The sequence below is a fragment of the Thermosipho atlanticus DSM 15807 genome, from assembly GCF_900129985.1.
In the GTDB taxonomy this organism is placed as follows: domain Bacteria; phylum Thermotogota; class Thermotogae; order Thermotogales; family Fervidobacteriaceae; genus Thermosipho_A; species Thermosipho_A atlanticus.
Window position 1 is genome coordinate 238,682 of record NZ_FQXN01000002.1, and the last position, 22,385, is coordinate 261,066.

The following is a 22,385-nucleotide window of genomic DNA, read 5'->3' on the forward strand; positions in this document are numbered from 1 at the left end:
AAATACACCTCCTATAAATCTTTTAAATATGAGAATGTTATAAATTTTTTTAATATTAAGATAATTACTGACAAAACAAACAGGTTGAGAATTGAACCTGCTGCAAAATAGTTCCATTCAGGGTAATGATTGCTTATTGTTCCTACATATTCATATAATTTGATACTTACAGGATATTTGGATTCGTCAAAAAGAAGTATTAATGGTGAAATGAATGCATTAAAACTTGATAAAAAACCTAAAAGAAATATGGAAACTAGTATAGGAATACTGTTTGGTAGGAGAATCTTAGTAAAAAACTTATTCGTGGGAACTCCATCAATTTTTGATAAATAAAATATTTCTTTAGGGAAATCTCTATAGAACGAGAAGAATAACAAAGCCCCCAATGGAATTTCTCTTGAAACACTGAGGAGGACAATCGAAGATAAAGTATTTAGAATTCTAAGTTTTGCCATTATAAAAAAAATGAATACAAGCAGATGAATACCTGTAATGATTTTCAACGAGTTTAAGAATGATAGTAATTTTTCGCCATTTTTAAATCTTGCTATGTTGTATGCAAATATTGAAGAGAAAAAAGCCGTTAAAACTCCAGTTGAAATTGCAATTATAATTGAATTTTTTAATGCAATTAGAAAATTGTCTGAGATTACAAATCTAAAGTTGTTTAGTGTAAATTTTCCGTGCAGAAAAATATTGGAAGAATCTGAAAAAGCTAAAGAGAAAATAGAATATATCGAAATAAAAATTGAAAGGCTCCAAAGAATTAACAGAATGAATTCAAAAGATGATAAAAAACTTAAGCTTTTAATAGATATAAGATTAGGTTTAGTTTTAAATTGTCGGTTTTTGAATCTGTGCCAGATAAAGATTAATAATAAAATAAACAGCATTGTTAATGTTGAAATAGCACCTAATTCATTGACATTGGTTTCTGAATTGAAAAATTTATATATCAATACTTCAAGATTTGTTGTAGCACCTATAACTCCTTTTGAAGTTATTCCAAACTTTGTTGGGGCACCACCTTCAGTTAGAAGCCACGGTATTTGAAAATCTTTGAACGCATTTATAAAATTTAGAAGTAGCATAGAGTAAAATTCATTTTTAATGTTTGGAAAAACAATTTTCAAATAATATATTGTAGAGTTACTAGATTCGAGTGAAAAAGCCTCAAAATACCTTTTATTAATTTTTTCAATAACTGAATAAAAGAAAAATGATGAAAATGGAATTAAAAACCAACTAGATACTACAGTAGCAGTAAAAAAGGAATGTAGAGGATTTAAATACAAATTTATAAAGCTATTTTTTTCTAAAATAGCTCTCCATATTGGAACACCTATATAAGGAGGAATAATCCAAACGATTGTAAGAAGGAACATTAATCCTTTCCATTTATGGATCCACTTTGATACAAAAAAAGCGAAGAACGTACCAATTACCGTAACGGTAATAGAATAAACAAACGAAATAAACAGGCTTTGGTAAAAATAGGAAGCCTTTAAGATTTGAAACAAAAAAAACAACGAAAATTTACCATTAATGATAAATGTAGAAAAGATAGCAAAAATACCAGGAAATAATGTAAATGTAAAAATAAACAAACAAATAAACGCTGCTATGATCACTTTTTTTCACCAGATATGTTTTTTCGTTATGAAAAAAGAGAAAAAGCGATGAAATTAAATTTCAGACATATTTTCAAGTTGTTTAATTTGTTTTTTTAAGTTGTTGGCAAGTTCATAATTTTCAGCTTTTAACGCTAGTTTTAATCGCTGTTTCAAAAAATAAATTTGTCTAGTATTAATTTCTTTAGTCATTCTAATCCTTGAAAGTTCATCACTTTTAAATAAGATTCCCTGAATTGCAAGTGGCATAAGGGTGAGAATTCTCAGATTTTCTTCAACAAAGTCTTTTGAACCAATGTATATTTCTTCAACATACTCAATATGAGTAGCTAAAAGTTTAGTACCTGCCTTAGCATAATCAGAAGAATCAAATTTAAAAGTTTCAAGCATACATTTTTTACAAAATATTATATGTTTTTCCATACCATCAATATCAGCTTTTATAACAAAATTTGCAGGTTGACCACAGCGAGGACATTTCACAATTTCACCTCAAAAGAATTAAATTTATTCATTGCGCTGGAAATATTTCCAGCTACAATTTCTTCCAAAGCTTCTGTTGTAATTTCTAACACTTTATGTAGAATCATTAGTTCATTATTATTAAATTCGCCTAAAACAAAATTCACTAGATCAATGTTTTCTGGCTTTGGACCAATTCCAATTCTTATTCTTGGAAAATGCTCACCAATATATGCAATGATAGATTTCAAACCGTTATGCCCACCATCAGAACCCTTTTTTCTAATTCTAATTTTTCCAAGTGGTATATTTACGTCGTCATATACTACAATTATATCATCAAAATCGGATGGATTTATATAATTAAAAATTTCTCCACTTAAGTTCATGAATGTTAAAGGTTTGATTAAAAGAACATTCTTTTCAGCAATATTTATTTTCGCTTCCTCATAATTATGTTTTCTTTTCCAGTTGTTGGCTATTTTATCAAGAAACATAAAACCCACATTATGCCTTGTAAAGGCATAACGTGGGCCAGGATTACCAAGACCAACTACTAGATGTATATTATTCTTCCTCCTTTTTACCTTTTTCAATTACTTCAGGTTCAACATTTTCTTCCTCTTCAGCTGTCTCTTCGCTTTCTTCAACTTCAAGTCCTCTAGGTGCTGCTATTGTAACGATAACTTCATCTTCAGCTATCTCAGGTGTCATACCTTCAGGTAATTTAAGATCACCAACGTGAATCGAGTCACCAAGATCAAGATTAGAGACATCGATTTCTAATTTTTCAATAACTGCGGTTGGTAAAGTTTCAACTGGAAGCTCGTGATGAATAATTTCAAGTATTCCACCTTTTTCAACACCAACAGGTTTTCCAACAACTTCAATGGGTATATTAATACTCATTTTGTGTCCTTTTTCTGGAGCATAGAAATCAATATGTTTAACTTCGTCAGTTAATTTATCGTACTGAATGTTTTTAATGAAAACTTCGTGTTTGAAGACTTCTTTTTGATTTTCATCTTTTACTGTTAAAGATATAATACTGGATTCAGTAACTTCGTGAAGCAACTTAATAAGGTCAGTTTTTTTGATAGAAATTGATAGTGGTTCGATATCGGGTCCATAAACGACCCCAGGAACAAATCCTTGTTTTCTCAACCTTCTAACTGCCCTTTTCTTTCCTACAATAGATCTAACAAGGGCTTCAAGCCTATGTTCCATAGTTATACCTCCTTTTTTTCTATTTTATGGGTTTATTTTTTCCATTATTGTCTAAACAAAATACTTACTGAAAGATTTTTTCTAACCCTCATAATGGCTTCACCAAGAAGTGGAGCAAGTGAAACAACTTTGAATTTTTCGGGTAAATTTTCGTGATAAATCGAGTCGGAAATATATATTTTCTCTATTTCAGAGTTTTCAATTCTTTCTACAGCATTATCAGAAAGAACAGGGTGAGTAATACAAGCAATTACTTTTAGTGCACCTTTTTCTTTTAGTGCTGCTGCAGCACTAACTAACGATCTAGCTGTATCTACAATATCATCAACTATAATTGCAGTTTTTCCTTCAACTTCACCTATGATATTTAAAATTTCAGCAACGTTATCTTTTGGCCTTCTTTTATCTAAGATAGCTAAAGGTCCTCCGAGTCTTTCAGCAAATTGCCTTGCTCTTTTAACACCACCAACATCTGGTGAAACTATAACAAAATTCTTATCTGTAGTTATTTTATCTTCTTTTAACGTTTTTGTGAATATTGGAAAAGAAAGAAGGTTATCTAAAGGAATATCAAAAAATCCTTGAATCTGTTCTGAATGTAAATCTACGGTCATAACGCGAGTAGCTCCCGCAATTGTTAACAAATTTGCTACAAGCTTAGCGGTAATTGGATCTCTACCTTTTGCTTTTCTATCTTGTCTTGCATATCCGTAATATGGTATAACAACTGCTATACTATTTGCCGAGGCTCTTTTAAGAGCATCAATCATTATTAAAAGTTCCATTAAATTTTCATTTACTGGTGGGCAGGTTGGTTGAATGATAAATGTATCATGTCCTCTAACAGTTTCACCAATTTTAACATTTATTTCTCCATCGGCAAACCTACCAATTTCACAATCTGATAGTCTAGTCCCTATATAGTCGGCAACTTTAGTTGCAAGACTTCTATTTGCATTTCCAGAAAATATTTTCATTTCATTTTTTGGAATCTGCATTTTTATTTTCCTCCCTTTTAGTCTTAACCCAGCCTTCTTTGTTAATTTGACGTGCTCTTCCAAGAGCTAATGTATCTTCTGGAACATTATTGGTAATAACTGAACCCGCACCAATTATTGAATTCTTCCCAATTTTTACTGGAGCTACCAAAGAACTATTGCTGCCTATAAAAGCATTATCATCGATAAATGTTGGATGTTTGTTTTTACCGTCATAATTACAAGTAATTGTCCCAGCTCCAATATTAACATTATTTCCAATGGTTGCATCACCTAAATATGTTAAATGTTGTGCTTTACTATTAGTTCCTACAATTGATTTTTTTGTTTCTACGAAGTTTCCTATCTTTACATTTTCTTTTAAGTGTGTTCCTTCTCTTAATCTTGAAAATGGCCCGACTGATACGTTATCTTCAATTGTAGCTTTTTCAACTTCAGAACGAATTATTTTTACGTTATTACCTATCTTAGAATCTTTAATACGAGTCATTGGTCCAATTATACAATCTTCTCCTATCACAGTTTCGCCTTCAATAAAGGTAAATGGGTAGATTATACTATCCTTTCCAATTTTAACAGTTGCGTCTATATAAACATTCTCAGGATCAATTATCCTTACCCCTTCAAGCATTAATTTAGTATTTATTCTTCTTCTCATTTCTTTTTCTAGTAGTGCAAGTTGGAACTTATCGTTGATACCAGTAACTTCCAAAATGTCTTCAACCAAAACAGTAGATACTTTATTTGAAAAAGATATTATATCAGTTAAATAATACTCTTCTTGAGCGTTTTTGTTGTTAAGATTAGCTAAATTTTTCTTTATAAATTCTCCTTTAAAAATGTATATCCCAGTATTTATCTCTTTTATCCTTTTAATTTCATCATTTGCATCTTTTTCTTCTACAATTCTAATTTTATTACCTTCTCTAATTATCCTACCATAGCCAGAAGGATTTTCCAATATAGCAGTTAAAATGGTAACATCATTATTTTTAATTTCGTGTTCATTTTTAAGTTTTTCTAAAGTTTCAACAGTTATAAATGGAACATCTCCGTATAAGATAAGTAAGTCATCATTTTCATCTATAAAATCTTTTGCACACATAACAGCGTGTCCTGTTCCAAGTTGTTCATTTTGAATAAATATTTCTACATTGTTTAAAATGACTTTTTTAACTTCTTCATATTTGTAACCTAATACAACTCCCACTTTTCCGAGATTCTTAGCAGTTTCTATTACCCAGTTAATCATGGGTTTTCCAAGTACATTGTGAACAACTTTTGGATATTTAGATTTCATTCTTTTTCCTAATCCCGCCGCCAGTATTAGAATTTTCAATGTTACTCCCCCTTTTCCTAAATTCCCTTAAAAAAATAGGAATAATCATTAATCCAAAAAAATATCCTATGTTTCCATATTTAATTGTTCCAATATAGGATATACCCAGACCAAGTAATCCAAAGAATGGAATACTCCAATATACCTTTTTTAGTAGATCGTATAAAATGGAGGCAAATGAAGCATAGAACAAAAAATTAAGCCCCTTAGGTTCATAACCGCGAAGTCTTGATAAAATTACAAGAGCCATCATTAATATAAAAGTTAAGCTTAAAAAATTTTGCATTTTAATATTTTCTTTCAATAAATAGTATACACCAATTATAATTAATAATAAAAACCAAAATGATTTAGTAAAAACATAAAGAACAATAGAGGTTGCAATAGTTAAAAGTAAAAAACTCATGAAGGCACCTCCAATTATGAAAGGGCCCCTAAGGGCCCTTAATCTAAAAGATTTATTTTTTATTTTTAATCGTTGCTTGTGCTGCAGCAATTCTTGCTACAGGTACCCTATAAGGAGAACAACTTACATAATCAAGCCCTGCTGCATCGAAGAAAAGAATTGATCTAGGATCTCCACCATGTTCGCCACAAACTCCAACTTTGAGGTCGTTCCTTGCAGCCTTTCCTTTTTCTGTTCCCATTTTAACTAATTGACCTACGCCATCCCAATCCAAACTCTTGAAAGGATCATGTTCGAGAATACCTTTTTCGAGATATTCTGGCAAGAATTTTCCAACATCGTCGCGGCTAAATCCAAATGTCATTTGTGTAAGATCATTTGTTCCAAAGCTAAAGAATTCGGCTTCTTGAGCAATTTGATCTGCTGTTATAGCAGCTCTTGGAATTTCAATCATTGTACCTACCTTATATTTAAGATCTACACCTTCTTCTTTTATAAGAGCATCTGCTGTTTCTGTAACAACCTTTTTCACGTATTTTAATTCATTAATATGACCAACAAGAGGAATCATGATTTCTGGAATAACTTCTATGTTTTCCTCTTTTTTCAATTCAATAGCTGCTCCAATTATTGCTTTTGTTTGCATAACAGCAATTTCAGGGTAAGTGATAGTAAGCCTACAACCTCTATGACCAAGCATTGGGTTGAGTTCGTGTAGTTGTTCAACAACAGACTTTAGCTCTTCAACAGTGATACCTGTTTGTTCTGCAACTTCTTTCATTTGTTCTTCATCATTTGGCAAGAATTCATGTAAAGGTGGATCTATAAGTCTTATTGTAACAGGAAGTCCTTTCATTATTCTAAATAGACCTTTGAAATCTTCTTTTTGAAGTGGAAGAAGTTCTGCAAGAGCAGCTTCTCTTTGTTCCTTTGTCTTTGCAACGATCATTCTTCTAACTTTTGGTATTCTGTCTTTTTCAAAGAACATATGTTCGGTTCTACAAAGGCCTATTCCTTCTGCGCCAAATTCTCTTGCTACTTTAGCATCTCTTGGAACATCTGCATTAGTTCTAACACCGAGCCTTCTAATTTCATCAGCCCAGTTTAAAAGTTCAGCAACAGGTCCTTCAAGTCCCTGAGGTTTAACTGTTGTTATTTTTCCAAGGTATACGTTTCCAGTTAAACCATCTATAGAAATCCAATCTCCCTCTTTTACTACAACATCATTTACTCTGAATTCTAATTTTTCCTCATCAACGACAATTTCCTCAGCACCAACTATTGCTGGTTTACCCATGCCTCTTGCAACGACTGCAGCATGGGATGTCATTCCGCCTCTTGCGGTAAGTATACCTTCAGCTGCGTTCATTCCACCAACATCTTCAGGGCTTGTTTCAGGTCTTACAAGAATAACTTTTTCACCTTTTCCCGCCATTTCTTCCGCTTTGTGAGCATCAAAATATACTTTACCAGTTGCAGCGCCAGGAGAAGCTGGAAGACCTTTTGCGACAACTTTTGCATTTTTAATTTCATTTTCATCAAATTTTGCATGGAGAACTCTTTCTACGTCTTCAGGTCTTACTCTCATTACTGCTGTTTCTTTATCTATAAGGCCTTCATGTACAAGATCAACCGCTATTTTAATTGCAGCTTGGCTTGTTCTTTTTCCATTTCTCGTTTGAAGGATGTAGAGTTTTCCCTTTTCAATGGTGAATTCTATATCCTGCATGTCTTTATAATGCTTTTCAAGTCTTTCCATAATAGAAATAAGCTCGTTATAAACACTTTCATTAATTTTTCTAAGTTCATCTAGTGGGACAGGAGTTCTTATACCTGCAACAACGTCTTCACCTTGTGCATTTTGTAGAAATTCTCCGTAAGGTTTCTTCTCGCCAGTGTTTGGATCTCTTGTAAAACAGACGCCTGTACCACTGTCGTCTCCCATATTTCCAAATACCATTGTAACTATGTTGACTGCTGTACCTAATAATTCACCTTCCTTAATGTTGTTTATTTGTCTATATTTTATTGCTCTTTCATTCATCCAAGAACCAAATACTGCATCAATTGCGGCCCATAGTTGTTTGTATGTGTCTTGTGGGAATTCTTTCCCAAATTTTTTGTATATTTCCTTATAATCTTCAACTAATGCTTTGAGATCTTCGGCATCAAGTTCGACATCTAACTTTACACCTTTTGCTTGCTTTCTTGCCTCCAATGCTTTTTCGAACTCTGCGTGGGATATTCCAAGAGCGGTATCTCCGAACATCTGTAGAAATCTTCTGTATGCATCATATGCAAATCTTTCATTATTTGTAAGTTTTGCGAGCCCTTTAACTGTTTCGTCATTTAATCCAAGGTTTAAAATTGTATCCATCATTCCAGGCATTGAAACAGCAGCTCCAGATCTAACTGAAACAAGCAATGGTCTTTCAGGATCTCCTAATTTTTTCCCAGTGACCTCTTCTAATCTTTTTAATGCATTATCAACCTGTTCTTTTAAATCGTCTGGATAGGTTTTCCCATGATCATAATAATATTTACAAACTTCAGTAGAAATGGTAAAACCTGGTGGAACTGGTATACCTAAGTTAGTCATTTCGGCAAGATTAGCACCTTTACCACCGAGTAATTCCTTCATATCGGCGCGTCCTTCAGCTTTGCCGTTAGCAAAAAAGTAGACCCATTTCTTCAACATTTTCACACCTCCTTGTGGTTTTAAATAAGTCCGTTATTATTTTATCATAATATGTTGTTAGGAACGGTTAATAATTGATAATTGTAGTTTTCTATTTTGTAACAAATGGATAGTTTTGTTATGGAGGATTTTTAATATCAAAAATCTATACAACAAGCTTAAGATATTTTTACAATAATGTTAAACAATGTCATTTGGAATGAAAATCATATACAAAAAGAGTTATAATAATAACATAAATTATTTTAATATGGAGGAATGACCAAATGCAAAAAGAACTAAATTTAAACAAAGTAGTAAGTTTGTTTGTGTTTTTAGTATTATTTTATTATCTGATAACGATCTTGGGGCGAGGAAATGTTTTTAATCTTTATTTGATTATTTCATTAATGCATTTTTTAGCTTTTTTTGCTACTTTTATTGTTATGAGTGTTGTTTTACGAGAAATAAAACCAAAAGGAATTGTTATTTTCGGATATTTTATTCTTTTGTCTGGAATTTTTAATTTAATCCATGCCTTATTTTTCCCTGACGGACCTTTTGCAAAAGCAGAAGGTTATAATCTGAAATATTTTATGATTTCACGACTCTTAATTTTTTTCGGAGTGATTTTAAATATACTAATGAAATATAAAAAAATAAGAAACATAAGAAAAAGTTTGTTAGCGGTGGGTTTGTTTTTAATTGTACTAATTTTTTTACCAAGTGGGTTTTATTTTTCTGGGAATGTAACGGGTTTGACTATGTTTATCGAATTTTTATTTATTGTTGGATTATCAACGAGTAGTTTTTTTTACTATAAGGAATCGAAATTATTCTTCTATTCTCTAATATTATTTTCATTAGGACAAGTTTTTTTTATTTATTCTGTTAATAAATATAATTTATTTTTTGAGTTAAGTCATCTTTTTAATTTTTTGGCAACTCTATTTTTAATGTTTTCGGTAATTAATAAATATATTTTTCCATCTTTAAAACAAATAGAGTTATTATCTAAAAAATTCGGTATAGATGATATTAATAAAATTTATAAAAATATAAGATTGAATTTTTTAATAACTGTAGGTACACGAGAAGTTTTTGAACTAATTATGAAATTAAAAGATAAATCAGATGTAGTTAAAGTGTTTGAATTGATTAAAGAAAAAATTTATAATTATACAAAGGAAATACCATCGTTTGTAGTAATGTATAAAGATAGAATGATTTATTATTCTTCGGATAATTTGTTGAGTGATGAAGATAATTACTTAAATTGGGAAAGTGTAAAGTTGGGCAATTTTTCAGTTTATATTAAGTCGTTAATTTCAGATAGAATTCCACTTAGTCTCTTGAAAGCTATTGAGATAATATTGTATACTCTTCAGATTCAATTAAATTATTTAGAAAACCTCGAAAAGCTCGAGGAAATTAATGAAACATTAATAGAAGCCCAGAAATTTAAGGAAAATTTTATTAGGGCATTTTCTCATGAATTAAAAACTCCTTTAAGTATAATAATGGGGAATGTTCAACTAATGAAAAAAGGAATTTTTGGAAATTTAGATCACGTACAAAGCACACTTGATGAAATTTTAGTGGCATCAAAACAAATGAAAGATTTGATAGGTAATCTCTTGAATTATTCAAGGATTCAAGAAGGTAAAATGAGATTGAATATGCAAAAATTGGATGTAGAAGAATTGGAGCCGTTAATAAAGGAATATGAAAGTATTGCAGTCAAGAAAGGTTTAGATTTCAAGTTTGAATTTAAAGGTGAAAATAGTTTTTCAGGAGATTTTCATGTAATTTTTTCTATTCTTTCAAATCTACTAAATAATGCTGTGAAATACACTGAGAAAGGTAAAATAGAGGGAGTATTTAGTATAAATGAGGAAGAATTAATTATCAAAATTTGTGATACTGGTAAAGGGATAGATGAAAAAGAAAGAGAAAGAATCTTTAAACCATTTGTTGGTAACGTCTTAAACAAATCAAGTACAGGATTAGGCTTATCAATCGTGAAAGAATTTGTTGAGAAATTGAACGGTAAGATAGAAATTGATAGTAAACCTTCTAAAGGATCTTGCTTTATTGTAAAAATTCCAAGATTTGTTGAACCCAAGGTTGATGTTCAAGAAAAAAGCGTAGATATACTAATTATAGAACCACATAAAGGTATAAGGAAATTATTGAAAAAAATGTTCAAAGAATATAGGATAGAAGATGCAAATAATGCTTCTGAAGGTTACAAAAAAGCATTGTTGTATGTTCCAAAGGTAATTGTTTTATCCGTTAATCTTCCTGAAATAGATGGAATCAGTTTAGCTGAGAGATTAGAAAAAGAACTTGTACTAAAAGAGACCAAATTTGTGTTTTTTACTGGCGCACGCTTATCTTTACCAAACAGGTTTAATAAAGTTGGAGTTCAGAAATGTGAAGATATAGAAATCTTAAAGGAGAAGATTGATAGTTTAATTAAAGATAGGGTTCTATTAATATATGATAAGATAAATATTTCAAAAGGATTATTGGAGAGCCTTTTGGAAAAATTACAGTTGAAAAGAGATAAAATAATTGAGAAAGATATTAAGGAAATAAAACTTTCTGATTACTTTGAAACAGAAACAGTAATTATTATATTAGAAAATATAGAGAAGTTGACCAGCTTAAAATTGTTAATTGAAAAGTATAATTTGACGTTGAAGATAGTAACAATTGTGATTTATAAAGAGGGTGAACAAAATGAAGAAAGTTTTGATAGTTGATGATGAAAAACAAATTAGAAAAATTTTGAAATTATATTTAGAAAGTAAGGATTTTGAAGTTAGAGAGGCTGGCGATGGTAAAGAGGCGCTGGAAGTATTGGAGAATGAATCAATAGATGTTGTATTTATGGACATACAAATGCCTCATCTTAATGGTATAGAAGCGGTTAATGAAATAAAAAAAAGAAAACTCTCAACTATTATAATAGCGTTAACTGCATTTACTGACCAAGATATTATGAAAAAAGCGGCTAAAGTCGGATTTGACATGTTTATTTCAAGACCAATTGATTTTGATGAAATAGATGACAAATTAAAAGATATTTTAGAATATAAAGATTTTTATAAAGAAAAGCATTCTTTTTATACAGTTTATTCAGAAGCATTTTCAGAAATTTCATCTAAATTAAATTTTCTTAAAGAAGAAAAAGATTTATTAATAATGGAAAGTATAAATTTAGTATACCATATATCCGAATATAGGGATGATGAAACACATGCCCATACTATGAGAATAGGAATTTTAAGTAGTAAATTGGCTTCAAATGCAAAGTTTGATGTAAAATACATTTCAGAAATTAGATTAGCTGCACCGTTACACGATTTAGGAAAGGTTGGTATTCCAGACAGGATTCTTTTGAAACCTGGGAAACTTGATAATACAGAATGGGAAATCATGAAACAGCATGCAGTAATTGGTTTTAATATGTTAAGAGGTACTACTAGCTCTATATTTAAGTTGGCAAGTGAAATCGCAATTAGTCATCATGAAAGATGGAACGGCAGTGGATATCCTAAAGGGTTAAAAGAAGAGGAAATACCAATATCAGGCCAGATAGTTGCAATAACTGATAGTTTTGATGCAATGGTTTCTAAAAGGCCATATAAAGAAGCTTTTCCGTATGACTTTGCTTTTGAAGAAATTGAGAAAAATGCTGGAATTTTGTACAATCCTGAGTTAGTCAAAGTCTTTCTTTCCATGAAAGATGAAATTTATTCGATGTATGAACATGGTATAGTTTAAGCGTGATAAACAAATTTATAATTTATTTTTAATTTTAAGTGTCTCCCAAAAACAGGGGAACACTTTTATTTTTGTTAAACTTTATGATATAATTTTAATACTAACAAAGTTAAACAACATTAATATTTTGGAGGTATCATATGACAAAAGAAGAATTGATGAATGTTATAGTTGAAAGAATTAGAAATTGTAAATCATGCCCTTTGTGGGAAAACAGGACCAATGTAGTACCCGGAGAAGGGAATTTAGATGCTCCTATAATGTTTGTGGGGGAAGGTCCGGGTGAAGAAGAAGATCTTTCGGGTAGACCTTTTGTTGGAAGAGCAGGCCAATTGTTGACAAAAATATTAGAGTCAGTAAACATCAAGAGAGAGGACGTTTATATAACAAATATTGTTAAATGTCGGCCACCGAACAATAGAACCCCGACAAAAGATGAGACGAAAACTTGTTCTCATTTTCTTCTTGCTCAAATTGAAATAATAAACCCCAAAATGATTGTTACACTTGGAAAAGCAGCATTAGATTTTTTTGCTGAGAAGAGTTTACCTATTACGAAAGTTAGAGGGAATGAGTTTGAGTGGAAAGCAGGGATTATAATATTTCCAATGTTTCATCCAAGTTATCTTCTTAGAAATCCTTCAAAAGCAAAAGGATCTCCAAAAGATTTAACATGGCAAGATATAAAAAGGGTTAGGAAATATTATGAACAATTCTTAAAGGAGAGGAAAGATTAATGGCTGGGAAGAAGTTAACACCTACACTTGAAAATTACCTTGTTACAATTTATAAATTGTCGAAAAAAGATGGCATCACCAGGGTTTCAGATGTTGCAAAGTCCAAGGATGTTAGTTATCCAAGTGTAACAACGGCTGTGAAAAAACTTGTAGACCTAGGTTATATTGAACATGAGAGATACGGTTTTATCAAACTTACACGAAAAGGCAGAAGATTAGCTATAACCATACATAATGGTGAGATGAGAGTAAAGTATTTTTTTATGTATGTAATTGGTTTCCCTGAAAACAGGGCTCAACAAATTGCTGAAATGATGATATATGGTCTTGATCATGAAACGAGAAAACAGTTGAGAAGGTTTTATGCCTTAATGATAGATTTTGATGAAAGTAAAACTCAAAAATTAATTAAGTTTCTAAAAGAACAACGTGAAAAATTGGGGGTAAAAAATGTTCCAAAGGAAGCATTGAAACTAAAGATTAGATTAAAGGAGGATGACTGATGAAAGCACTGGTCACTGGTGGAGCTGGCTTTATTGGTTCTCATCTTGTTGATAGATTAATTGAACTGGGGTTAGAAGTAGTTGTTGTTGATAATTTAAGTAAAGGAAAGAAAGAAAATGTTAATAAGAATGCTCAACTTATTGTTACAGATATTAGGGATGAAAAAAGTATTGAGAATATTTTCAAAGAATATAGTTTTGATTATGTTTTTCATTTGGCAGCTCAAGCAAGTGTTTCAGCTTCTGTGAAAAATCCAGTTGAAGATGCAGATATAAACATAGTTGGTAGTCTAATTTTAATAAAAAATTCAATAAAATATGGAGTGAAAAAGTTAATTTTCTCTTCAACTGGTGGAGCAATTTATGGGGAAGAAGTTGATGTTTTTCCTACCCCGGAAACTATTTGTCCGTTTCCTATATCACCATACGGAATTGCAAAACTTTCTGTGGAGCACTATTTAAGATTTGCTAAAAAAGAATTTGGATTAAATTACACAGTATTAAGATATGCTAATGTTTATGGCCCCAGGCAAGATCCTTATGGAGAGGCGGGAGTTGTAGCTATCTTTACCTCAAGGATGATTAATGGTGAAGATGTAATAATAAATGGTGATGGAGAATATGTAAGAGATTATATTTATGTTTCTGATGTTGTAGATGCAAATTTGAGGGCGATGAAAAAAGGAGACGGTCTTGAAATAAACATAGGTACTTCTCGGGGAACAACTGTGAACCAGCTATTCAGTTATTTGAAGAAAATTACTGGTTATGATAAAGAACCAATATATGGCCCCCCGAGAAAAGGAGATATAAGGATGAGCTTGTTGTGTTATACAAGAGCGAATGAAGAGTTAAAGTGGAAACCAAAAATTGAGTTGGAAAAGGGGTTGAGGCTTACAGTTGAATGGTTTAAACGAAATTTTAAGGCCAAAGACGTTTGAAGATATTGTTGGACAAGAACACATTCTTGGAAAAGGAGCATTTTTAAGGTTAGCAATTGAAAACAGGAAGATATATTCAATGATATTTTATGGCCCACCTGGATGTGGAAAAAGTTCGACCATGGAACTCATTAACACATATACTGATTATGAGGTTTATCATTTTAATGGGGCGTTTGCTTCAGTTAAAGAGATAAAAAAAATACTTGAATACGCTAAAAAAGTCAAAGAAATCAAAAAGATACTTTTGTTTGTTGACGAAATCCATAGATTTAATAAGAAACAACAAGATATTTTTTTGCCAGGTATCGAGGCGGGTGATTATGTATTAATTGGGGCAACGACGGAAAATCCTTACAAAATGATTAACGAAGCACTTCTTTCGAGAGTAAGGATAATTGCATTCAAAAAGTTAAGTAAAGAAAATATAGTAACTTTATTAAGAAAAGCAAGTGAAATCCAAAAAATTTCTTTGACAGATGAAGCAGAAGAATTTGTCTCAAAGGTTTCAAATGGTGATGCAAGGTTTGCAATAAATTTATACGAAGTTCTTAGTTTTATTGCAAAGTCCGAGGGAAAAAATACAATAGATAAAAGTATTTTAGAGCTTTATTCTGGAGAAGAAAAATATGTATTTAATGAAAAAGAACATTATAATCTTGCTTCTGCATTTATAAAAAGCATTAGAGGAAGTGATCCAGATGCTGCGTTATATTACCTGGCAAGAATGCTAGAAGAAGGAGAAGATCCAAGATTTATTGCTAGAAGACTGATTATTTTAGCAAGTGAAGATATAGGTCTTGCGGATCCAATGGCTTTAGTTATTGCTGCTTCTACAGCTTATGCTGTTGAATATGTAGGGCTTCCAGAATGTGTGTTAAATTTATCTGAATGTGTTATATATCTTTCTACTGCACCAAAAAGTAATTCTGCTACAGTTGCTATAGGCAAAGCAAGAGAGATAGCAAAAGAAACGAAAGATATAAAAGTTCCAAGACATTTATTGAATTTTCCAGGGAGTGGTTATATTTATCCGCATGATTATGGAGGATTTGTTAGAAAAAGTTACCTTCCAAAAGAACTATCTGATAAAATTTTTTACTTTCCAAAATCAATTGGTAAAGAAAAAAGAATAAAAGAAATTGTAGAAACTCTCTGGAAAGGAGTTAAAGATTATGGAAGTGTTATTAAGACTGAAAGTAAAAAATACGATGATTGAAATAGTCAAAGGTGATATTACGAAAGAAAACACAGAAGTTATAGTGAACGCTGCTAATTCACATCTAAAACATGGGGGAGGAGTTGCGGGTGCAATAGTAAGAGTTGGTGGGAAAATAATTCAAAAAGAGAGTGATGAATATGTGAGGAAAAATGGAGTAGTGGACGTTGGAAACGTAGCAGTTACTGGAGCAGGAAATTTGAAAGCGAAATATATAATACACGCTGTTGGTCCCATCTGGCGTGGAGGAAATCACAACGAAGAAGAATTATTAAGAAAAGTTGTTAGAAATGTTTTAAAAAAAGCTTCTGAATTAGGTGCAAGTTCAGTCTCTATTCCTGCAATTAGTAGCGGAATTTTCGGATTTCCAAAGAAATTGTGTGCCATAATATTTGCAGAAGAAATAGAACAATTTTTAAAAAATAATGAAACTTCCCTGAGTTTAATAAGAATTGTAAACATTGATGAACTTACTTCCAAAATTTTTCATGAAGTTTTCGATGATAAATTTACAGAGGAAAAATCATGAGAAATTTTTGGGGATTATCAAAAGCATTCTTTTTAGAATCTTTTAGAAATAGGTTTTCTTTTTTCTTTAACATTTTACTTCCGATGGTGTTTTTTCTTTTGTTTGGATTAGTTTTCAGTGAATCTACTGATTATTTGTTTGCTTATTATTCAGATACTGACATTTCAATAAAAGGTGTTAGATATACTAATAAAGATTTATTGATAAAAAGTAAAAACAATTATCATGCAGTTGCAATTATTGAAAACAATAAAGTTATTGTTTTTAAAAATTCTGATGGGTATGCTGTTGATAGTTGGATCAATGGTATCAAAATAGAACTTGAGAGAAAAATAAATAATGTTACTCAGATAATAAATGTTAAAAGTGAAAAAGTCGATTCTTTTTTCTTTTCTAATATTGAATATATTTTTACCGGTACTCTTGCATTGTCTATAATGTCAATAGGTATGTTTGGCGCAATAAATTTATTTTCGAAAAGTAGAAATAATGGTACGATTAGAAAATTTAAAACCCTTCCTCTTTCACCTCACACATTTGTTTTTTCTTTTTCCTTTTCGCAATTTTTAATAAGTTTTATTTCAATATTACTTATTAGAGCTATTTCGATTTTTTTGTTTTCATTTGATATTAGAGAAAATCTATTTATGATTCTAATTTCTATCGTTTCTTCAAGTTTAGGTATGATAGGGTTTGGTGTTATTTTGAGTATTTTATTTCCCAAAACGGCAAGCTCTGTAGCTCAGTTTTTATATACCATTTTCATTTTTTTCTCTGGAATTTATTTTCCTATAGATTTTTTACCACCATTTTTAAAAAGTATAAGTTTTTTTACTCCAGTAAAATATGTGGTGGAGATGTTTAAATATTCTTACGGAATAAAAGAAATAAATCATGGTTCGTTTTTAATTTATTCTTTGATAATGAGTATTTTAGGCTTTTTTTTACTTTCTTTTGGTGGGAAAATTTTGTTTTTCAAGGAAGAGTAGGTGATAATTTGGTGCTGAAAGTTAAAAATTTAAAAAAATTATATGGTCAATTTGAAGCTTTAAAAGGTATAAGTTTTGAAATAGAAAGAGGTAGTATTTTTTCGCTGTTAGGTCCAAATGGAGCAGGAAAAACGACTACTGTGGAAATATTGGAAGGATTACGAAAAAAAACGGAAGGTGAAATATATTATTTTGGTAAAAAAACGGAATTTGTATCAAGAGAGATAAAAGAGAAAATAGGAGTGTGTTTGCAAAAAACTGAACTTTTTAAAGAACTTACTGTAATTGAGACTTTAAAGTTATTTAGAGGTTTTTATAAAAGAGGCTTTGAGCCAGAAGCAATTTTGAACTTAGTTGGTTTGAAAGAAAAGGCAAAAAGTAGGGTAAAAAATTTATCAGGTGGACAGTATCAAAGGTTAGTTTTAGGACTTTCATTTATAAATGACCCAGAGTTAATTTTCCTTGATGAGCCTACAACCGGCCTTGATCCACAATCGAGAAGACACGTGTGGGAAATAATACGGAATTTTAAAAATCAAGGAAAAACTATTTTTTTGACGACTCATTATATGGAAGAAGCAGAAAAACTAGCTGATATAGTTTGTATCATAGACAACGGTGAGATTATTGAATCAGGTTCACCACAAAACCTTATAGAAAAATCTAATTTAAATGTAATAGTAGAAGTTCCTAAAAACGAGAAGACTAGGCATTTGGGGAAAATTTTTAACAATAAAGTTATTATAGAAACAAAAGATGTGAGAAAAACAATTCAAGAGATTCTAAAAGTTGGAATAGAAAATTTTATTGTTCGACATCCTACATTGGAAGATGTATTTTTAAGATTAACCGGAAAAGGATTGAGGGATTGAGTGTATGATAAAGTATTTGTTAAAATTGGAAATTTTAAGATCTAAAGAAGCAACTTTTTGGTTTATTATTTTTCCAATACTCCTCACTTTCATATTATCTTCCATTTTTGGAGAAATGGATAGAAATATAAGATTTAAAGTGGGTGTTATGGGGAATAGCACATTACTTGAAAATTTATTTGATGAACTTAGAGAAACAAAACAGTTTGAGATAAAACAGGTTCAAAATATTGATAAACTTTTAACTGGAGAATTAGACATAATTGTTAAAATTCCTAAAGATTTTGATTTTAAATTTCACAAAGCATTTTTACTTTCAAAAACTACTTTATTCAAACCTATTAATTTGATAATTTACTATGTTTCCAATCGCGATGATTCTACAATAGCAAGAGATATATTTTATAATATTTTTTCTACCTTCGATATTGAATTTTATAAAAGAACGAATAATTGGAATGAAGTAAGTATAAAAGTAATTAAAAAAACAAAAGGTGATATCAGTTATTATGAATTTTTATTTCCTTCAATTATCGTTATGATAATAATGTCAGTTGCATTTTTTGGGTATACCAATGGTATAACAAATTTTAAAAGACAAGGAATATTAAAAAAAATTGCAAGTACTCCGTATTCTTTAAAAAGGTTTTATTTTTCTTATACATTGGTTTCAATAGTTCAAATCTTTTTTTCACTTGTTATTTTCTTTATTTTCGAAAGTGTTGTTTATCACATAAATGTATTTGATAATTTCAGCAATACTCTTTTTTACACTTCGTTAGGAACAACAGTTTTTCTTTCTATTGGTTATTTTTTAGCCAATGTAATAAAAAATCCTGAGACAAATGTAGTTTTGGGAAATATTCTATTTCAAGTGTTCATGTTTGCAGGAGGATTTTATTTTGATGTTAAAAATATAAAAATAATTGGACAGATTTCGAAGTATATTCCCTCAACTTATATTGTCGATGGTATAAGGAAATCTTTTGATTATTCGCAATATGGTGACCATTTGACAATACCTGTATTATGGATTACAATTTTTTTATTTTTTTCTTTGATTTTTGGGGTTAAAGAAAATGAGAAAATTTAAATTTCGATATCATATTTTACATGAGTTTTTTCATCTTCTATTGCTTTCTTAGCTAATTTATCTGCAAGATCGTTAAATCTTTCTCCTGTGTGTGCTTTTACTTTTGTAAACGTTACATTTATAATTTTTGAGTACTTATCATATAAATTTTTATATTTTTTTGTCAATTCGGTTTTAGGTTTCCATCTTCCTACACTCCACATTTCAATTCCAGTATAATCGTAAAATATCTCAAGGTTATTTATCGTTTCATTTTTTGCATATTCAAGTGCTAAAAGTGTAGCAACAATTTCACCTGTTACATTTCTGTGCTTTGCATATTTTGTGATGAATTTGTAATATTTTTCAATTCCACCTGTTTTAACTATGACTAGACCTGCTCCTATTTTTCCGGAACTTTTGTAACTACCATCAACGTAAGCCTTAGTTATTTCTTGGTTTATTGGAGATTTAAAATGGGAAAGAAATAAATTTGCAATTTGGTTATCAGTTGCTTGAAGGATTTTTAGTTTTGTGGGTTCGAAATATTTGTTGTAGAAAAGTTGAATCTTTAAAGAGTGATTGTTTCTTTCAATAAAGTATATTTCTTGAAAAGAGAAATGTTTTACACCAACAATTTTAAAACCAGATAATTTACTTCTGAGTTCCTCATAAATTTTTTTCAAATTTTCATTTTGAAAATCTAAATTTTTTTCAATTTTAAAATTACCAATTTTGTAATTTATATCAATCTTCGCTATTTCCAACAATTAAGAACCCCCGAGAAATGGGTGGCATATACCACCCATCAAATTTTCCATCTGCCATTTTCCATAAGAGTGATTTTTTCACCGTTTTTAAATCCGGTAACTCTCATGTTTTCATTTCCTATCATAAAATCAACATGAGTTATACTTGTATTTAACCCAATATTTTTCAATTCTTCTTCACTCATTTTCTCTCCATTTTTTATACAACTTGTGTATGCCCGGCCAAATGCAAAATGAGAAGCGGCATTTTCATCGAATAGTGTATTATAGAAAATAGTTTTCATTTGATATATTGGAGAATCAACTGAAACCAAAGCAACTTCACCTAATGAGGTGGCACCCTCGTCAGTTTCAAGAATGGTTTTCAACACTTCTTCTCCTATTTCAGCTTTATATTTTACAACCTTGCCGTTTTTGAATTCCAATTCAAACTTGTCAATTACATTTCCCGCATATACAAGTGGCAAACTATTTCTTACTATTCCTTCTATTTGTTCCCTATGTGGTGCGGTAAAAATTTCTTCAGTGGGAATATTTGGTACAAAAGTTACACCATCACTGTTTTTTTGTGACCCGGAAATCCAAATGTGATTTTTAGGAAGGCCTACTTTTAGATCTGTTCCTGGACCTTCATAATGCAGAAATTCAAATTGCATTTGGTTTAAAAAATTGGTGATTCTTTGTAATTTTTCAATATGTTCTTTCCAATTTTTTATTGGATCACCAAATATTCTTGATGCTTTTAAAATGTATTCTAAGAGTTGCTCTTTAGTGTTATTTTTATTAAAGACTTTCAAAGCCCATTTTTCAGTAGGATAAGCCACTACACACCAACTAATTTCGTTAGACATAATTCTCTTAGAAACTTCTTTCATTGCATTGTTTCTTGCCTTTTGGGCAATACCTATTCTTTTTGGGGGCACATCTTTTAAAACATCTGGATCTCCACCTGTTATACTAAGAAAACAAGCTTTTCTATTAATTAATTCTTCTGTGGCTTTTATTTCCCATTCTGGTATGTCTTTTAAGGCATCTTCCGGAGCCTTTTTGAGTTTAATTTTGTTAACAATTTCATCATTCCACTTAATATATACATTGTATGCTCCCATATCAAATGCAAGTTCTGTAATTGTTTCTACAAATTCACGAGCATCAATTGGGGCTTTTATGAAAAGGATTTGATTTTTTTGAAGATTTACCCCAATTTTAAGAGCTACCTCTGCATATTCTTTTAACATTTTATTCCTCCTCCAATATTTTGTTGATCTCATCAGCAATATCTTTCGTTATTTTTTCCTTTATTTCAAGTGCTTTCAAATTTTCATGTAATTGTTCTAGTTTAGAAACTCCTAAAATTACGCTACTTACATGTGGATTCAAGAGACACCATGCAAGTGCAAGTTGGGAGAGTTTTGCATCCAGACTGTCTGCAATTTTTTGAATTTTTTGAAGTTTTACAAATGTTTGTTCACTCAATATTCCACTTTCTTCAAGGTGTTTTTTTAAGTTAGGAAATTTTGCAAGCCTTGAATCTTCAGGAATTCCGTTATTGTATTTTCCAGTTAGTACTCCAGAAGCAAGTGGACTCCATGTTGTAAGCCCCATTCCATATTTCTCATATATTGGTTGATATTCTTTTTCAACTCTTTTTCTTACCAACATGTTATATTGGGGTTGTTCAACTATAGGAGGAATACAATTAAGTTCTTTACAAGCTTTATGGGCGCTTTCCAATTGTTCAGCACTCCATTCAGAAGTTCCCCAATATAGAGCCAATCCGCTTCTTATAATATAGTCCATAGCAAGTACAGTCTCTTCAATAGGAGTTTCAGGATCTGGTCTATGACAATACACTATATCGACATAATTAAGTTGTAACCTTTTTAGTGAACCCCAAATACCTTCAATTAAATGCTTTCTTGAAAGTCCTCTATCATTTGGACCATTTCCTCCCCAAAAAATCTTAGTTGAAACAACGATATCGCTTCTCCTGAATTCTTTTAAAATTTCCCCAAGCATGGATTCAGCCATTCCATTTGCATATGCTTCAGCAGTATCAAAGAAGTTAATTCCATTTTTAAATGCTTCTCTAACTATTTCTTTTGCTCCTCCAATGTCAAGCTGATTGCCAAAAGTCACCCAAGAACCTAATGAAAGTTCGCTTATTTTCAATCCCCACTTTCCTACTTTTCTATAGTTCATAATTTCACCTCCTTCT

General features: G+C 30.7%; 21 protein-coding genes. 10 read left to right on the plus strand and 11 right to left on the minus strand.

The genetic code is table 11. The annotated features are described in order from the left end of the window. Positions 1–11: 11 nt before the first annotated feature. From BUB65_RS03475 to ppdK, 8 genes are read right to left on the minus strand one after another with little or no spacing between them, the layout of a single operon-like run. The gene (locus BUB65_RS03475; protein WP_073072253.1) at positions 12–1,634 is read right to left on the minus strand and encodes an ABC transporter permease subunit; all 1,623 of its coding nucleotides are present in this window, start codon (positions 1,632–1,634) and stop codon (positions 12–14) included. A gap of 54 nt (positions 1,635–1,688) precedes the next feature. Then, the gene (locus tag BUB65_RS03480; protein WP_084728018.1) at positions 1,689–2,117 is read right to left on the minus strand and encodes a hypothetical protein; all 429 of its coding nucleotides are present in this window, start codon (positions 2,115–2,117) and stop codon (positions 1,689–1,691) included. Then, positions 2,114–2,662, minus strand: a complete 549-nt coding sequence (pth, locus tag BUB65_RS03485; protein ID WP_073072505.1) for an aminoacyl-tRNA hydrolase — start codon at positions 2,660–2,662, stop codon at positions 2,114–2,116. The genes BUB65_RS03480 and pth overlap by 4 nt, the downstream gene beginning before the upstream one ends. Position 2,663: 1 nt before the next feature. Continuing rightward, positions 2,664–3,323, minus strand: a complete 660-nt coding sequence (locus tag BUB65_RS03490; RefSeq protein ID WP_073072258.1) for a 50S ribosomal protein L25 — start codon at positions 3,321–3,323, stop codon at positions 2,664–2,666. Positions 3,324–3,367: 44 nt separating this feature from the next. After that, on the minus strand, positions 3,368–4,321 hold the full coding sequence (locus BUB65_RS03495) for a ribose-phosphate pyrophosphokinase (protein ID WP_073072261.1): 954 nt from the start codon (positions 4,319–4,321) through the stop codon (positions 3,368–3,370). Next, complete coding sequence (gene glmU, locus BUB65_RS03500) at positions 4,302–5,660, minus strand: bifunctional UDP-N-acetylglucosamine diphosphorylase/glucosamine-1-phosphate N-acetyltransferase GlmU (RefSeq protein ID WP_073072263.1); 1,359 nt, start codon at positions 5,658–5,660, stop codon at positions 4,302–4,304. Before glmU ends, BUB65_RS03495 begins: the two co-directional genes overlap by 20 nt. Beyond that, a complete protein-coding gene (locus BUB65_RS03505) occupies positions 5,611–6,066 on the minus strand; it encodes a hypothetical protein (protein WP_073072265.1) in 456 nt (151 codons plus the stop codon). The genes glmU and BUB65_RS03505 overlap by 50 nt, the downstream gene beginning before the upstream one ends. A 52-nt stretch (positions 6,067–6,118) precedes the next feature. After that, entirely contained in the window at positions 6,119–8,764 is a 2,646-nt protein-coding gene (gene ppdK, locus BUB65_RS03510) for a pyruvate, phosphate dikinase (RefSeq protein ID WP_073072267.1), read from the minus strand. A gap of 266 nt (positions 8,765–9,030) precedes the next feature. Between ppdK and BUB65_RS03515 the strand changes: the two genes are divergently transcribed. The 10 genes from BUB65_RS03515 to BUB65_RS03560 all read left to right on the plus strand — a co-directional run bounded on the left by BUB65_RS03515 (position 9,031) and on the right by BUB65_RS03560 (position 19,418). Next, positions 9,031–11,511 (plus strand): ATP-binding protein, encoded by a 2,481-nt coding sequence (locus tag BUB65_RS03515; RefSeq protein ID WP_073072281.1) that lies wholly within the window; start codon positions 9,031–9,033, stop codon positions 11,509–11,511. After that, positions 11,489–12,535 (plus strand): HD domain-containing phosphohydrolase, encoded by a 1,047-nt coding sequence (locus tag BUB65_RS03520; RefSeq protein WP_073072283.1) that lies wholly within the window; start codon positions 11,489–11,491, stop codon positions 12,533–12,535. Before BUB65_RS03515 ends, BUB65_RS03520 begins: the two co-directional genes overlap by 23 nt. Positions 12,536–12,675: 140 nt before the next feature. Further along, positions 12,676–13,272 (plus strand): uracil-DNA glycosylase, encoded by a 597-nt coding sequence (locus tag BUB65_RS03525; protein WP_073072285.1) that lies wholly within the window; start codon positions 12,676–12,678, stop codon positions 13,270–13,272. Beyond that, positions 13,272–13,775, plus strand: a complete 504-nt coding sequence (locus BUB65_RS03530) for a metal-dependent transcriptional regulator (protein ID WP_073072287.1) — start codon at positions 13,272–13,274, stop codon at positions 13,773–13,775. The genes BUB65_RS03525 and BUB65_RS03530 overlap by 1 nt, the downstream gene beginning before the upstream one ends. After that, positions 13,775–14,716, plus strand: a complete 942-nt coding sequence (locus tag BUB65_RS03535) for an SDR family NAD(P)-dependent oxidoreductase (protein WP_073072290.1) — start codon at positions 13,775–13,777, stop codon at positions 14,714–14,716. The genes BUB65_RS03530 and BUB65_RS03535 overlap by 1 nt, the downstream gene beginning before the upstream one ends. After that, positions 14,676–15,935 (plus strand): replication-associated recombination protein A, encoded by a 1,260-nt coding sequence (locus tag BUB65_RS03540; RefSeq protein ID WP_073072292.1) that lies wholly within the window; start codon positions 14,676–14,678, stop codon positions 15,933–15,935. The genes BUB65_RS03535 and BUB65_RS03540 overlap by 41 nt, the downstream gene beginning before the upstream one ends. Further along, the gene (locus BUB65_RS03545) at positions 15,892–16,464 is read left to right on the plus strand and encodes a macro domain-containing protein (protein ID WP_073072295.1); all 573 of its coding nucleotides are present in this window, start codon (positions 15,892–15,894) and stop codon (positions 16,462–16,464) included. The genes BUB65_RS03540 and BUB65_RS03545 overlap by 44 nt, the downstream gene beginning before the upstream one ends. Further along, entirely contained in the window at positions 16,461–17,453 is a 993-nt protein-coding gene (locus BUB65_RS03550) for an ABC transporter permease (protein WP_073072297.1), read from the plus strand. The genes BUB65_RS03545 and BUB65_RS03550 overlap by 4 nt, the downstream gene beginning before the upstream one ends. Before the next feature lie 11 nt (positions 17,454–17,464). After that, entirely contained in the window at positions 17,465–18,325 is an 861-nt protein-coding gene (locus BUB65_RS03555; RefSeq protein WP_084728028.1) for an ABC transporter ATP-binding protein, read from the plus strand. A gap of 4 nt (positions 18,326–18,329) precedes the next feature. Next, positions 18,330–19,418, plus strand: coding sequence for an ABC transporter permease (locus BUB65_RS03560; RefSeq protein WP_073072301.1), 1,089 nt, complete (start codon positions 18,330–18,332; stop codon positions 19,416–19,418). Here BUB65_RS03560 and BUB65_RS03565 read toward each other — a convergent pair. Genes BUB65_RS03565 through BUB65_RS03575 form a run of 3 tightly spaced genes read right to left on the minus strand, consistent with a single transcriptional unit; the run spans position 19,415 to position 22,369 of the window. Then, positions 19,415–20,167, minus strand: a complete 753-nt coding sequence (locus BUB65_RS03565; RefSeq protein ID WP_084728019.1) for an RNase H family protein — start codon at positions 20,165–20,167, stop codon at positions 19,415–19,417. The genes BUB65_RS03560 and BUB65_RS03565 overlap by 4 nt on opposite strands. A gap of 38 nt (positions 20,168–20,205) precedes the next feature. Beyond that, complete coding sequence (locus BUB65_RS03570; RefSeq protein WP_073072303.1) at positions 20,206–21,405, minus strand: aminopeptidase; 1,200 nt, start codon at positions 21,403–21,405, stop codon at positions 20,206–20,208. A 1-nt stretch (position 21,406) separates the two neighbouring features. Then, positions 21,407–22,369 (minus strand): potassium channel beta subunit family protein, encoded by a 963-nt coding sequence (locus BUB65_RS03575; RefSeq protein WP_073072304.1) that lies wholly within the window; start codon positions 22,367–22,369, stop codon positions 21,407–21,409. Positions 22,370–22,385: the final 16 nt, after the last annotated feature.